Genomic DNA, 15,724 nt, shown 5'->3' on the forward strand with positions numbered 1-15,724 from the left:
TTATCTTTTGATCAATTGAATACTATCTAAAATGGTTTGTACTTTATCGGATGAAATTGGTAATTGCAAACCATTTTTTAATACCAAATTTCCACCATCCGATTTGTTATAAGCCGAAACAAAATTTACGTTGACAATATACGATTTGTGAATGCGAACAAAACTAGGGTTACTGCATAAAATATCTTCGAAGTTTTTCAAATTTCTACTTACCACATGCTTTACATCATTAGCACATTTAATTTCTGAATAAGCGCCGTCTCCTTTGATGAATTGAATGTCTTCCGTTTCCAAAAACAAAATACTATTACCACTTGGCACCGCAATACGTTGTAATACATCCTGTTTCATGGTTTCCTTTAAAAGCGAATAGTTTGTTTCGGTTGATTTTTGTTTTTCAATTCTGGCAATGGCATTGGATAATTCTTCTGGATTGATTGGTTTTAATAAATAATCCACTGCCGAAAATTTGAACGCTTGCAACGCATATTCGTGATAAGCAGTTGTGAAAATGATTTTGAATTTCACTTCGTTTTCATCAAAAAAGTCCAATAACTCCAAACCGCTATGACCTGGCATTTCAATGTCAAGTAAAACCAAATCAGGTTGATGTTTACGAATCGCTTTTACACCTTCTGGAAGATTCTCGCATTCAGCAACCACTTCAACATTTTTGCAATATTCGTCAACTAGAAGTGATAAGTTTAAGCGAGCTCTTTTTTCATCATCAATAATTATAGCTTTCATCATAGGGTGTGTATCGGTATTATTATTTCTACTAATGTTCCCGTAGGTTGATTTTGTAGATTGTGTTTGTCAATTATTTTTAAAGAAATGTTTTTATGATTGTATTCATTCAACAAGTCAATTCGGTTTTGTAACGCTTCAGTAGCAAACGATTGATGATTTTTGTTTTTAATTTGATTCAATTCGCTGCTTTTTTGACGGCCAATGCCATTGTCGTCAATTTTTATCGATAGCTCATTGTTTTGTTTCTCAAACGAAATGACTACTTTTTTATCGCCTTGTTTGTGAAGCAATCCGTGTTTTACCGCATTTTCTACATAAGGTTGCAATAACATCGTTGGAATTTTAATGCTTTCTTGGTCTATATTTTTCCCTATTTGTATCTCGTAACTAAAATCTTCATCAAAACGACCTTTTTCAATATCCAAATACAGTTGTAGTGTTTTAACTTCCTCGGCAATTGAAATAAAATCTTTCTCCGTCATTTCTAAAATGGTTCGCGTTAGGTTTGAAAATTTCGACAAATAATCAATAGCCAAACGCTTTTCGTTCGACAAAATAAATGACTGTAACGTGTTTAACGCATTGTAAAAGAAATGCGGATTCATTTGCGATTTTATGGCTTTTAACTTCGATTGATTCACGTTTTTTTCCAAGTTGATTTTATCCAAAACCATTTGATTACGCTTTTGAATTTTCTTGATGTTATTTTGGTACAACCAATAAATGCAACCCAAAATAAAAAGCGTTACTCCAAAAATGAAAGGAAATTGCAACCAAAACGGACGATTTATAGTAAAATGAATTTTGGTTGTATTTTTAAAAGCGGCATTAAGTGCAAATTCTACCGTATAATTTCCGTGATTTAGGGAGTTTAAAACCAATTCCGAATTTACAATATCGGATTTTTGCCATTGCGATTCGTTAATTCGATACAACAATTCGTGTTCTTCAAAAGGCGTTGGCGATAAGAAACGATAATTGATATGAATGTTATTTTCAACATAAGCTAAATCATCAAGTTTTAATTTTGTTACAACTTCATTATTTATTTTTATGTTTTCAATACTAAAAATAGGATTGGAACGATTGTAAACTTCTTGTTTTTTGATAATTAAACCTCTATTGGTCGAAATGTAATAGCTGTTGTTTTTCAGGATAATATCATTCACTTCAATATTGCTATTAATATGAATGATTTGTTTCGGTTTTTGAGTGTTTAAATCGTATTCAAAAATATATTTATTGGTAATGATAAAAAGTAATCCGTTTTTAAGAATCGTTCTTTCTACATTTTCTTTTTGAATGGTTGCTGGGAAATTAATCTCTGAAATTGTATTTTTTTCTATTTGGAAGATATTCAAATCGCCATTACAAGCATAAATTATACCTTTTTCATATGAAAGTTTGGTAATGTTTAATGAGGTGTTTTTATGTTTTAATTCGGAAAGTAAACCATTTTGACCAATATAAAACAAACCGTTATTGGTAGCAAAATAAATCGTTTTATGGATACTGTCGTAAGCTGTAGATTTTCCTTTAGCATTGATGACAATATTGTTGTAGTTGTGGTTTTTTAATTGGATAAAACTTTCGTAAACAAAATCCCAATCGCTTTTGCTGTTGTCATTTGTTTTAATCAATCCGGAAGAACTACTGGCGGCAAACGCGATATATTTATGATCGACAGCGCAAACACTTTTAACAGCAATGGGTAATTCTTTGGTTAGTTTTAGCGCAGAATTTAAAACACCAAATTTGGAAGAAGTAAAATACAATTGGTTAGAGATTTTATCATGAAAAACTTGCCCCATTTGGTGGTTGTCTTTTCCAGTAAAAATAGTTTTAAACTGTTTTTTTTCTAAAGAGAGAATTTTATCATTTTTGGTTCCAATAACTAATTGGTCGTTTTTAAAACACAAAGAAGTTAAACTTTCGTGAGAACTAATTAGTTGTGTGTCAAAATCTTCAATGTAAAATAAACCTTCGGTTAAAGTAGAAATCCAATAATTGTTGTTTTTGGTTTTGTAGATATAAGAAATATTTGTTCCGTTGAAGAATTGACGTTTTGTGCCCAATTCGCAATCCATTTCTATGATTCCGGTTGTAGTACAAAGCCAATTTTTATTGTTACACCAACTCAAATTTTGAACAATTGTATTTTCTAGATTTAATTCTTTTCTAGCGAATTGGTTGTTAGAAAAAAGATAACAATAGTTTGAAAATTTGGAACCAATTAATAATCCGTTTTTATTTTTTTCAACCAAAATGGAGTTGAAATTTTCTAGGAAACCTTCTGGGAATTCGACTTTTTTCTGAATTACATCATTTTTAATGATTATTAACTGATGAGCAAAAACATAAATCGTTTCATCACTAAAAAAAATATATTTCGAATCTTTTGTATTGAGTTTTATTTCTTTTTTTAATAACAATGTTTTCAAATCGTAAACATCAATCATATTTTCATTAATGATATACAATTGGTCTTTGATAATTCCAAATTTAAAGTAACCAATTGATTTGTTTTGATTCAACTTTTTCAATTGATTATTTTCTACATAATATAAATAACCATCAAAGTTCTCGTACCAAATTCTTCCGAAAGCATCTTGTTGAATGCAAGAACCGGCTTTTGAAGTCATATCGCTTGTGCTAAAATATTGAAAAGTGTAACCATTAAATTGACACAGACCTTTTTCAGTAGCAAACCACATAAAGGTGTCTTTATCCTGAAAAATATCATAAACACTATTAGTTAGTAATCCTTGCGATTTATCTATGGTGTTGAAATACGGATTTTGCCCAAAAGTAATTTGGGTTAATAATAGTATGAATATGCTATAAAGGTATTTCAATTCTAGATTTTGTTCAAATGTAAAAATATAATTAATTCTGTTATTATTCAGTTAATCAAATTCCTATTTCAGTTAATGAAGAAGTGGTTTTTATTTTGTTTTTGTTTTCGTTAACTCAAAATGCAGTTTCGTTAACTCATTCATTTTATGATGAATCCGACTACTAATTTTACCAAAATTTTTAATGAGACAATTATGAAAACAAAATTATTTTCTTTTTTAGTGCTACTGTTTTGTAGTTTGTTAAATGCTCAAGTTACTTCTGGACTTATTCAACATTTTAAGTTTGATAATTCTTATGCGAATGAAGCTAATACAACTTCTTTTTCAGCTACCTCTTTTGATTATGACAGAAGTGGCTATCCAAACTCTGCTATTAGAATGACATATGCTTTACAATCACAGGCAAATATTCCTAATTTACCTTATGGAAATTCACCAAGAACAATTTCTTTTTGGACTAAGTCTTTGGCAGATGCTGGATTAAACTATGGGCCTGTTTTTAGTTATGGTACAGGAACTTCTGGTAATGCTTTTGGCGGAGGAGTTAGTGCAGATAGAACTATGTTGATGGGCCATACTGATAATTATACAGTTATGATGGGTGGAAATCCAAATACAGTGGGGGTTTGGTATCATTTTGTGTTTACTTATGATGGGACAACAGCGAAAATGTATAGAAACGGTCAATTATTGGGGTCTACGCCAAAATCTTGGAACACTATTAATAATTCAGATGTTTTTAAATTAGGACTTGGTGTTGGAGGAGAACAATGGTTTAATGGATTAATAGATGATTTAAAGATATATGATAGAGCGGTAACTGATACTGAAGCAACTGAGATTTATAATGAACCTAATACAAACACAGTAGGTTTAATAAAGTCATTTTCATTCAATAATACACCATCTGATGATACTAATAGTGTGAACTTTATAACTAGTAATGCTACATATCCAATTACATATACTTCTGGTAGAAGTGGAGCTGGACAAGCTTTAGTAACAACAGCTTCTGCAACGAGAACCTGTAACATACCTAATTTACCATTGGGTAAAACAGATAGAACAATTTCTTTTTGGTATTATCATACTACATTTAGTCCAATAACTTCATATGCTTCCTTTAATTACGGTGCTAGTTCACAATATAATATGTTTGGGTTTTATCTGAATTCTTCAAGTGTTAATTTTCAAGGATTTTCTTATGATCAAAGTTTTGCAAATGGAACAACCAATCCTTACCAATGGTATCATGCTGTTGTTGTTTTTGAAGCTGATAATGCCAAAATTTATATTAATGGAGTTATCAAAGGAACTGTGGCTAGACCTTTAATTAATACAACTTTGACAACTTTTAAAATAGGTGCATTTGCTGGAGCAGTTGATGATTTGAAAATTTATGATAGAGCTTTAAAGCAGGCAGATATTACAAGTTTATACAATAATAATACCCTATCATCTTCAGATTTCAATCAAAATAATTTAAAAGCTGCTATGTATCCAAATCCTGTTCAAGATATTTTAAACATTGATATTGAAAACGAAATCAAATCTGTTGAGATATACAATATTCAAGGACAAAGAGTTATGCAATCAAACAGTAAACAAATTGAAACGGCTTCTTTAAATTCAGGGATTTATATGGTGAGAATTGAAGATACAAATGGAGGAATTGCAACACAAAAATTAATTAAAAAATAATGAAATCTGCAATCAATAAATATAAGTTAGAAATTACACTTTTTGTGTTGTATTTGTTCTTATTCTATATTGGTTTTATAGTTTTAATTTAGAATTTAGTTGGTTTAATAATAATAGTTTGTGAAGCAAATCCTCTGGGGTTGTTAGGTAAAATGAGGTTTTTCAGAAAAGAATCTCATTTTACTAGACAACCCTTACTTTTAGATCTAATATTCACTTCCTGTCTTCGTAAACTTAAAATGCGGTTTGGTAACTCTACCTATTTAGATACAACAGGTTGGAATCCACTTAATAATGTAAGTATTTCTCTTGTTAAGGATCATATTGGGAACCCAAATAGTGATATGCGGGTAAGTGGAACTCAAACGTATGCCAATATTAGGAATAGTTTACTTCCAATAGGAATAAAAAGAAGAATCATTAATTTTTGGTGTAAAACTACTTCTAATGGGGGTTATCCAGTTTTTTTCTCATGGTGCAAACGTAAATTCACAAACTTTTGGAATATATTTAAATCCTAATGTTGGGGCTGTTTTTCAAGGATATGCAAATAATTATAATACAGGTGTTAGTGTTGCGGTTAATACTTGGCATCATATTGCAGTTTGTTATAACGAAGGTTTTCAATTGAAGGTTTACAGAGATGGTGTTCAAGTAGGAATAAATACAATAAACTTAAATACAGCTTTTTCTTCTTTTAAATTAGGTAATGCAACAGTGCCTATGGAATTTTATGATTTAAAAAATATATAATTACTAGTTAACTGCGATTCAAATTTCAAACTTATTAACAATAAACACCCTATCATCATCAGATTTCAATCAAAACAATTTAAAAGTGGCGATGTATCCAAATCTAGTTCGTAATATTTTAAATGTAGAAACTGATTTAAATATTCTATCCATAGAAATATGTAACTTACAAGGTCAAAAAGTATTAACCTAACTCAAAAGTAGTTTTCTATTTCACAATTGAATGCAGGAGTATATTTGGTTAGAGTAGAAGGCGAAAATGGAGTTGTATCGTCACGAAAATTGATAAAGGAATAATATTAAGAAAGCTATTCAATAACCAATTAAAATGGTTTCATCGAATAGATATATTTATAATTTAATAAAATAGGCCGTCTAGATTTAGACGGCCTATTTGTTTTATTTCAATTCTTTAGCAGAAATAACTTTTTCCCACAATGGTTCTCCGTTTACATTGTGTAGAACCAATTTCATCTGGCGATTTTCTTTGTTACCGGAAAAGTGAATCATTCCAAAATTACGTTCAGTAAAATAAGAACCTTCCACTCGATTTGTATTGTTTTCTTTAGCACCACTTTTAGACACTCCCGATGTCAGAGGAGAAACTGTCCAATCGTAAAGAGTGTAAGTACCATCACGTTTTAATGCAGAAAGTTCAGAATGATGACGATCTCCTGTTAAGAATAATACACCACGAATATTATTTTCCTTAATCTGATTTAATAAATATTCTCGTTCCTCTTTATAAGTTGCATAATTTTCAAAAACATCTGCAGAATTTAGGACTTGTCCACCAATACAAATAAGTTTAAAAGTTGCTTTAGAATTGCTCAAAGCATCCAATAACCATTCTAATTGTTCTTTGCCTAAAATAGTTCTTTCGCCTGTTTTTCTGTTGTTGGGTGATTTGAAAAAACGATCATCCAAAAGGAAAAAGTCAACGTCACTCCAAGAATACATTGAGCAAACTCCCTGCTCTTGATTTTTGTCTAAACCATAAAATTTATTACCCCAAAAATCTTTGAAAGCTTGTTGAGTAATATGTTTGTTAATGAAACTACGATCACCGTCATTAGGACCAAAATCATGATCGTCCCAAATAGCTAAGTTAATAGCGCTAGCCAAAAGTGGTTGTATCTCTTTTACAGAGCGAGAATGTGTATAGCGGTGGTAAATACCGTTTCGAGTGTCCCAATCAGCTTCTCTTAAATAGGTATTGTCACCTAACCACAACATAATGTTTGGTTTTTTCGCGTTGATAGACGTGAATATTTCATAATTATCGCCATAGCCTTTTCCCGGACGGTCCAATTCGGGTTCGTTGATGTAGTTGCAACTTCCCAAAGCCACCGAAAAATCCGGAGCATCAGTGCGCCATTGCCATAATTTTTTTGTTTGGAAAACGGTAGGGTAATTCACAGAAACTTTTTTGTTGTTAATGAACAAATCATATTCGTATTCTGTTCCTTCGGTTACATTATCAGCTAATAATTTTGCAGTGTAACCATTGTTTTTTGAAGTTTTAATTTTATCCGATTGAAAATAAACGTCCGTTCCTTTTTTCTTATACTTAATATAAATTTCAGCTTCCTGAGTTGTTTGAGCCCAGATTAACACTTCTTTCATTTCTGAATAACCTAACATAGGTCCAGATTGTAATAAGTTTTTGTTTTGTGCAAATACAAAAGTACTGATCAAACAAAATAATAATTGACTTAATTTCATGTTGTTTTTTTTAATGATGAACAAAATTAAGACAAAAAATAAGTAAACTCCACATTCGGCTGTTATAAAAAAGTAAACAGCCTATTCTAGAGAACGATAATTGGTAAAAGGAAGAGTTTCTAGAATATTTTTTTGAAAAATTATATTGCTCTTGAATCTCTTGCTTACAAAAAGGTTACAAATAAATAATGCCTATTGTTGAAATGGTCTAGTATTTAGAGATCAAAGAATTTAAATTTGAAAATAATCAGCCTTTTACTTGACAACCCCTATTTTAGGATAGTATATTTGCACCCTGGTTTAGAAATCGGTAAATGATATTTTCCGGTTTCGAACTTTAAACTTTTAAACTTTTCAAGAATGAAGTTATCGAATTTCAATTTTAATCTTCCTGCTGAATTATTAGCTGAATTTCCTGCAGAAAATCGTGATGAATCCCGTTTAATGGTCGTACACCGTAAAACAGGTGAAATTGAACATAGACTATTCAAAGATATTTTAGAATATTTCGACGAAGGAGACGTAATGGTGGTTAACAATACCAAGGTTTTTCCAGCACGTCTTTATGGTAATAAAGAAAAAACAGGAGCGCGTATCGAAGTGTTTTTGTTGAGAGAGTTAAATGCGGAACAACGTCTTTGGGATGTATTGGTAGATCCAGCTCGTAAAATCCGTATCGGAAACAAATTGTATTTTGGTGACGACGATTCGTTAGTAGCTGAAGTTATAGATAATACAACTTCTCGTGGAAGAACATTGCGTTTCCTTTACGATGGTTCTTATGAAGAATTCCGTCAAAAATTGGTAGATTTAGGAGAAACACCAATCCCTAAATACATCAATCGTGAGGTGACTCCAGAAGATGCGGAACGCTACCAAACAATTTACGCAAAAGAAGAAGGTGCTGTAGCAGCTCCAACGGCTGGTTTGCACTTTTCAAAGCATTTGATGAAACGCCTTGAAATTAAAGGGGTAGATTTTGCTGAAGTTACCTTGCATGTAGGTTTGGGAACTTTCAATCCGGTTGAGGTTGAAGATTTGTCTAAACATAAAATGGATTCAGAAGAAGTTCGTATTTCTCAAGAAGCTTGTGATATTGTGAACGCTGCGAAAGTTAACAAAAAACGTGTATGTGCTATCGGAACAACGACCATGCGTGCAATGGAAAGTTCGGTTTCCTCAAGCAGAACATTAAATCCTTATGAAGGTTGGACCAATAAGTTTATTTTTCCTCCTTACGATTTTAGTGTTGCAGACTGTATGGTAACTAACTTCCACACGCCAAAATCTACTTTGTTAATGATGATTTCTGCTTTTTGTGGTCATGATTTAATGCGTAAAGCTTATGATGAAGCGATCAAAGAAGGATACAAGTTTTATTCGTATGGCGATGCCATGTTAATCTTATAATTTAAGGTTTCATAGTAAAACGTAATAGTTAAAAATACAATACCCCTGAAAGTAAGACACTCTTTTGGGGGTATTTTTATTGTTTTAATGGATAACTTTGTTAGTGACTTTGAGTGTTGCTAACTTTTCAATATTTTTACAAACAAATAAAAACAATCATGACTTTTCAAAATACACTCGAATTTGCACAAGAACTAGATGCTCAAGATGAGCTACATGTGTACAGAGAGGAGTTCATCTTCCCGCAACATAACAAAAAAGATGTTATTTATTTTACAGGAAATTCTTTGGGTCTGCAACCTAAAAGAACTCGAAAATATGTAGATGAGGTGATGGATGATTGGGCTAAGATGGCAGTAGAAGGTCATTTTTATGCCGAAAAACCTTGGTGGGATTATCAAGAGCGTTTTTCAAAACCTTTGAGTAAAATAGTAGGCGCAAAACCATCGGAAGTAACAGTGATGAATACCTTGACGGTGAATCTTCATTTACTAATGGTTTCGTTTTACCGACCAACTCAAAAGCGATACAAAATCATTTGCGAAGAAAAAGCGTTCCCTTCGGATCAGTATATGTTCCAAAGTCAAGTTAAATTTCACGGTTACGACCCAAAAGAGGCTATCGTGGAAGTTAAACGAAGAGAAGGGGAGCATAACATCCGATTGGAAGACATCATCGCTAAAATCAATGAAGTAGGAGAGGAATTAGCACTCGTTTTGTTTGGCGGAGTTAATTATTACACGGGACAGGTTTTTAACATGAAAGCCATTACCGAAGCCGGTCATAATGTTGGAGCCTACGTAGGTTTCGATTTGGCTCACGCTGCAGGTAATATCGAACTAAAATTAAACGAATGGAATGTCGATTTTGCTGCTTGGTGTTCCTATAAGTACATGAATTCAGGGCCAGGAAATGCTTCGGGATGTTTCGTACATGAAAAACACCATCATGCCGATTTACCACGTTTTGCAGGTTGGTGGGGACATAATAAAGAGCGTCGTTTCAAAATGGAACCTGATTTCGATCCAGTTCATGGAGCAGAAGGTTGGCAAATCAGTAACCTGCCTATTTTATCCTTAGCGCCTTATCTTGCTTCGGTTGAAATGTTTGACCAAATAGGGATGGATAAATTGATAAAAAAAAGAAACAAGATAACAGCCTATTTAGAATATATTCTTCACGAAATCGATGCTGAAATTCCCGGGACAGAATTTGAAATTATAACCCCGAGTAATCAAGAAGAAAGAGCTTCTCAATTGTCGGTGTTCTTGCATGGTCAAGGTAGAAGTTTATTCGATTACTTAATGTCAAATGGAGTTATCACCGATTGGCGTGAACCTAATGTAATCCGATTGGCTCCAGTGCCATTGTATTGTTCATTTGTAGACATGTACAATTTTGGTCAAATACTGAAAGAAGGTATTTTAAAAATTAAATAAGAAATAACAAACACTCGGAATGACGAGTGTTACTGAACGGAAATAAATAATAAAAATGACAAAACAACAAATAATCGATTCCTTTGATCCATCACAACCGGGATTAGCCGATGCTACAGTTTTTGGATTACCTTTTTCAGCAGAAGATTCAGAAATTATTGTGATTCCCGTGCCGTGGGAAGTTACCGTAAGTTACGGAGCAGGAGCTTCAGAAGGTCCTGAAGCTATTCTAGATGCGTCGTTTCAGGTTGATTTGAATCATCAGGATTTTCCGGGTTTATGGAAATTAGGTATTTACATGGACGAGGCGCCAAAGCATTGGAAAGCCAATTCAGAAAAATACAAATCGTTGGCACAGCCCATAATTGAAGCTTTAGAGGCAGGAGAAGACATCGAAACATTTCCGGTTTTACAATCGGATTTAGATAAGATCAACAAAGTATGTCGCGAATTGCATACCGAAGTAAAAGAGAAGGCTTTGTTTTGGATGAACAAAGGGAAAAAAGTAGTGCTTTTAGGAGGAGATCATTCTACGCCGCTAGGTTATTATGAAGCATTGGCTTCTAAACATGATAATTTCGGTATTTTACATCTCGATGCGCACATGGATTTACGCATTGCTTATGAAGGATTTACGTATTCTCATGCTTCCATCATGTACAATACATTGCAAATTCCACAAGTATCTAAAATTGTGCAAGTAGGAATTCGTGATTTTTGTGAACAAGAGGTTGATGTTGTTGCAAAATCTAATGGACGTGTTTTAGTTCATACGGATGCCGATTTAAAAACAGAAAGCTTCGAAGGCAAAACTTGGGCAGAACAATGTGACGCAATAATTGCATCTTTGCCACAAAAAGTTTGTATTTCTTTTGATATCGACGGGATGTATCCTTGGTATTGCCCTAATACAGGAACGCCAGTTCCAGGAGGATTTTCTTTTGAGCAGGCAACATACCTTTTCAATAAATTAGCTTCTAGCGGAAAAGAAATTATCGGTTTCGATTTAGTTGAGGTTGCTCCAGGTGAAGATGATTGGGATGGAAATGTTGGGGCACGTATGTTGTTTCACATGTGTGGTGTGTTGGCTAAAAACAATGGTTTAAATACAGGGAAGCGCATAGAATTTCCAAGAAAATAAAAAATAAAACATATTAGTTCTCCAAAAAGTACGTCTTTGTGAAAAATGACGTACTTTTTTTATGGATAAAGTTTTATTTCGTTAAATTTGGATATAAAAATTTTCAAATGAAACGAATTAAGTACTTTTTCTTATCCTTATTACTATTAGTTGTCGTTATCGGAATAGGTATTTATGCTTATCTACATAGCACAAAACCACAATACGAAGGAGAATTGCCTTTAAAAAATATCACGTCTGAAACACAAGTTTATTTTGATGAACACGGAGTGCCTCATATCTATGCCAATAATCAGAAAGATGCGCTTACTGCCTTAGGTTACGTGCACGCTCAAGATCGTTTGTGGCAAATGGAATTACTTCGCAGAATCGCACCGGGTAAATTGTCTGAAATTTTCGGGAAGATCACCTTAGATAATGATAAATTGTTTTTAGCATTAGGAATCGATGAACATTCAGAAGAAGCTATCGCTAAATTGGACAAAAATAGTCCTTCTTATCAGTTGGCCATGGCATACTTAGATGGGATAAATCAATATATCGAAAACGGAAAAACACCCTTAGAATTCACTATTTTAGGAATAGATAAAAAACCATTCACGTTAAAGGATGTCTACAATACATACGGATACATGTCTTTTAGTTTTGCAATGGCGCAAAAAACGGACCCTTTACTGACAGATTTAAAAAATAAATTAGGAATCGAGTTCGTGAAAGAGTTAGGCGTAGATTATTCGTTTAATACGACTAGAATCAAAGTTACTCAGGAACAAAAAGAAGTATACGTTGCAGCTTCAAAAGCAGTAACGGCCTTGTTAGAAAATTCGCCAGTGCCACCATTTATAGGAAGTAACAGTTGGGTGGTTGGGCCTCAAAAAACAAAAACAGGAAAAGTAATTTTTGCTAATGACCCTCATATAGAATATTCGCAGCCAGGTACTTGGTTCGAGGCGCACATTTCTTGTCCTGATTACGAAATGTATGGGTATTATTTAGCAGGAACCCCGTTTCCTCTTTTAGGTCATAATAGAGACTATGCCTATGGTTTGACTATGTTTGAGAATGATGATGCTGATTTTTTCAAGTCAGAAATCAATCCTGCTAACCCGAATCAATACAAGACATCAAAAGGTTTTACAGATTTTAAAGTCAGAAATAAAACCATAAAAGTAAAAGATTCTGTCGATGTGCAGTTGGTAATAAAAGAAACGCAGCATGGTCCTGTGATGAATGGAATTTTGAAGGATTTTAATCCTGAAGAGCCTGTTTCGTTTCATTGGATTTTTACGCAACAACCCAATCATATCTTGGATGCTGTGTATAGTTTAAGTCACGCTAAAAACATCGATGATTTTCATAAAAACATAGAATTAATAGCTGCTCCTGGATTAAATATAATGTATGGCGATGCTCAAAATAATATCGCTTGGTTTGCATCAGGAAAATTGTATCAATTGGAAAAAGGCGTTAATCCTAATTTTATTTTGGATGGATCAAATGGCATAGACGACAAAAAGAAATTTCTTCCTTTTTCCAAAAATCCTAAAGCACAAAATCCAAGTTGGAATTATGTTTACTCTGCTAATAATATGCCGGAGGCTATAGACGGTTATGAATATCAAGGGTACTACCTTCCAAAGGATCGCGCCCGAAGAATTAGTTATTTGTTAGAGACTAAAAATGATTGGGATAAAGAAACTATTGCAGCAATGATCAACGATAATACTTCTATGGAAGCTGTAGATATTGTGCAGAATATGATTTCTACGATCAATTTAAACCAACTCAATGCACAAGAAAAAGAAGCATTGCAAGTATTGAAATCTTGGAAAGGAACGAATGAGTTATCCGATATTGCTCCGACTATTTACAACAAATGGATTTATTTTTATTTAAAAAACACCTTTGAGGATGAAATGGGGGAGACTCATTTTGCGCAATTCATGAAGACTCATTTAATGAAACAAACCATTGCATATCAGTCAAAAAATGAGAATTCATTATGGTGGGACAACATTAAAACGCCAAAGAATAAAGAAACGCGATCTGTTATTTTACTAAATTCTTTTCAAGAAGCCATAAAAACGATCAATAGTCAACTAGGCAGCGATGTTAAATCTTGGACATGGAACAAAGTTCATAAAATAGAATACAAACATCCGTTGGGAACTGTTTCTCTTTTAAGACCGTTATTTAACGTAGGGATTTTCGAAATTCCTGGAGCTAATGAAGTAATCAACAATACCATGTACGATTTGTCAGCGGAACCGGTTTATATGGTAAAAGCAGGTCCTTCAACACGACGTGTAATCGATTTTTCAGATGTTGAAAACTCATGGAGTATTTTACCTACCGGTCAATCGGGGAATCCTATGAGTCCTTTCTATAATGATCAGTCGCAACTTTACAAAGAAGGGAAGTTTAGAAAAATGAAAATGAACAAGAAAGAAATCGAAGCTTCTTCAACAAAGTTGATTTTTCTACCTAAATAAATGAGCAGAAATATTCTTCTGTTGATCTCTAAAAGTCTAAATTTGCAAAACCGCTTTAACAAAATTAAATGCAAACTCCACAAAAAATTGCTGTTGTAGGTTCCGGTTTGGTAGGAACCCTCTTGGCAATCTATTTAAAAAGAATGGGGCATACAGTTCATGTCCTAGATCGTAGTCCAGATATTAGAACCGTTCAGTTTTCGGGTCGTTCCATTAATTTGGTCATGTCTAACCGTGGTTGGAAAGCACTTCAGACTATTGGACTCGAAGAGGAAATATTTAAAATTGGTATTCCAGTTGATAAACGTGCGATTCATCTTCAGGATGGAAAACTTAATTATCAAAAATACGGAAAAGACGGTGAGGCCATTTTTTCATTGTCTAGAGGTGTACTGAATCGAAAAATGATTGATTTAGCAGTTCGCGAAGGTGTCGAATTCAAATTTGAACACAAAATATGGGACGTAAGTCTTGCGGATGCGACACTTCACATCGGAGAAACCGAAAGAGGTGAGTGGACCGATTTGAAATATGATAAAATTTTTGGTGCCGATGGTGCTTTTTCTCGAATTCGTCACCGCATGCAGCGTCAGAGTATGTTTGACTATTCGCAGGAGTTCATGAAGATTGGTTACAAAGAATTACATATTCCGGCCAATCCTGACGGAACGCACAAGATTGATAAAAATTCACTACATATTTGGCCAAGAGGACAATTCATGTTAATGGCTTTAGCCAATTTAGATGGTAGTTTTACTTGTACTTTATTCATGCCTTTTGAAGGGGAAAATTCGTTCGAATCATTAAAAGAAGAAAAAGATTTGGTCGCTTTCTTTGCGCACTATTTTCCAGATACGAAAGAAGTAATTCCTGATTTGATTCAGGATTTCTACAAGAATCCTACGAGTTATTTGGTCATGATGAAATGTTTTCCGTGGACTTTCGAAGATAAAGTAGCCCTAATAGGAGATTCGGCACACGCTATCGTACCGTTTTATGGACAAGGTATGAATGCCGGTTTTGAAGATATTACCGTTTTGGCCGAAATGATTGCTCGATACGGAGACGATTGGAAAACTATTTTTGAGGAATACGGTAAGTCAAGAAAACCTAATGCCGATGCCATAGCGGAATTGTCTTTGAGGAATTTCATAGAAATGAGTACTAAAACAGCCGATGAAAAGTTCTTACTCCAAAAGAAAATTGAAAAATGGTTTAGTGACAAACATCCAGATAAATGGATGCCACTTTACAGTAGAGTAACTTTTAGTAATCAACCTTATTCAGAAGCCTTGGCTATTGGGGATTTTCAGAATGCCATTATGGAACAAATCATGGCTATTCCGGATATAGAATCCAAATGGGATAGTGAAGAAGTTGAAAATAAAATAATCGCTTTATTAAATTAAATAAAAAAGGATGTGCTTTGAAAACACATCCTTTTTTATTCATTGA

General features: G+C 33.4%; 11 protein-coding genes. 8 read left to right on the forward strand and 3 right to left on the reverse strand.

Annotated features, from left to right (window positions below):
* Complete coding sequence (locus NAT50_RS08450; protein ID WP_250592830.1) at nucleotides 1-750, reverse strand: LytR/AlgR family response regulator transcription factor; 750 nt, start codon at nucleotides 748-750, stop codon at nucleotides 1-3.
* On the reverse strand, nucleotides 747-3,605 hold the full coding sequence (locus NAT50_RS08455) for a sensor histidine kinase (protein WP_250592831.1): 2,859 nt from the start codon (nucleotides 3,603-3,605) through the stop codon (nucleotides 747-749). Before NAT50_RS08455 ends, NAT50_RS08450 begins: the two co-directional genes overlap by 4 nt.
* A 222-nt stretch (nucleotides 3,606-3,827) precedes the next feature.
* Between NAT50_RS08455 and NAT50_RS08460 the strand changes: the two genes are divergently transcribed.
* From NAT50_RS08460 to NAT50_RS12395, 3 genes are all read left to right on the forward strand, one after another.
* Nucleotides 3,828-5,309 (forward strand): LamG-like jellyroll fold domain-containing protein, encoded by a 1,482-nt coding sequence (locus NAT50_RS08460; RefSeq protein ID WP_250592833.1) that lies wholly within the window; start codon nucleotides 3,828-3,830, stop codon nucleotides 5,307-5,309.
* 447 nt (nucleotides 5,310-5,756) lie between these two features.
* The gene (locus NAT50_RS08465; protein ID WP_250592834.1) at nucleotides 5,757-6,062 is read left to right on the forward strand and encodes a LamG domain-containing protein; all 306 of its coding nucleotides are present in this window, start codon (nucleotides 5,757-5,759) and stop codon (nucleotides 6,060-6,062) included.
* A gap of 219 nt (nucleotides 6,063-6,281) precedes the next feature.
* Nucleotides 6,282-6,359 carry a T9SS type A sorting domain-containing protein gene (locus NAT50_RS12395; protein ID WP_408610664.1) on the forward strand — a complete coding sequence of 26 codons (78 nt, stop codon included), beginning with the start codon at nucleotides 6,282-6,284 and terminating at the stop codon, nucleotides 6,357-6,359.
* 102 nt (nucleotides 6,360-6,461) lie between these two features.
* Here NAT50_RS12395 and NAT50_RS08470 read toward each other — a convergent pair whose 3' ends face one another.
* Nucleotides 6,462-7,787, reverse strand: coding sequence for an alkaline phosphatase D family protein (locus tag NAT50_RS08470; protein ID WP_250592836.1), 1,326 nt, complete (start codon nucleotides 7,785-7,787; stop codon nucleotides 6,462-6,464).
* Between the two features lie 360 nt (nucleotides 7,788-8,147).
* Between NAT50_RS08470 and queA the strand changes: the two genes are divergently transcribed.
* The 5 genes from queA (at nucleotide 8,148) to NAT50_RS08495 (ending at nucleotide 15,678) form a co-directional block, all read left to right on the forward strand.
* Nucleotides 8,148-9,197 carry a tRNA preQ1(34) S-adenosylmethionine ribosyltransferase-isomerase QueA gene (queA, locus tag NAT50_RS08475; RefSeq protein WP_250592837.1) on the forward strand — a complete coding sequence of 350 codons (1,050 nt, stop codon included), beginning with the start codon at nucleotides 8,148-8,150 and terminating at the stop codon, nucleotides 9,195-9,197.
* A gap of 158 nt (nucleotides 9,198-9,355) precedes the next feature.
* A complete protein-coding gene (kynU, locus tag NAT50_RS08480; protein ID WP_250592839.1) occupies nucleotides 9,356-10,636 on the forward strand; it encodes a kynureninase in 1,281 nt (426 codons plus the stop codon).
* A gap of 55 nt (nucleotides 10,637-10,691) precedes the next feature.
* Nucleotides 10,692-11,777 carry an agmatinase family protein gene (locus NAT50_RS08485; protein WP_250592841.1) on the forward strand — a complete coding sequence of 362 codons (1,086 nt, stop codon included), beginning with the start codon at nucleotides 10,692-10,694 and terminating at the stop codon, nucleotides 11,775-11,777.
* A gap of 107 nt (nucleotides 11,778-11,884) precedes the next feature.
* Nucleotides 11,885-14,269, forward strand: a complete 2,385-nt coding sequence (locus NAT50_RS08490) for a penicillin acylase family protein (RefSeq protein WP_250592842.1) — start codon at nucleotides 11,885-11,887, stop codon at nucleotides 14,267-14,269.
* 68 nt (nucleotides 14,270-14,337) lie between these two features.
* Entirely contained in the window at nucleotides 14,338-15,678 is a 1,341-nt protein-coding gene (locus tag NAT50_RS08495; protein WP_250592844.1) for an FAD-dependent oxidoreductase, read from the forward strand.
* The last annotated feature ends 46 nt before the right edge of the window (nucleotides 15,679-15,724 follow it).

It is taken from the genome of Flavobacterium luminosum (genome assembly GCF_023635005.1).
Taxonomy (GTDB): Bacteria; Bacteroidota; Bacteroidia; order Flavobacteriales; family Flavobacteriaceae; genus Flavobacterium; species Flavobacterium luminosum.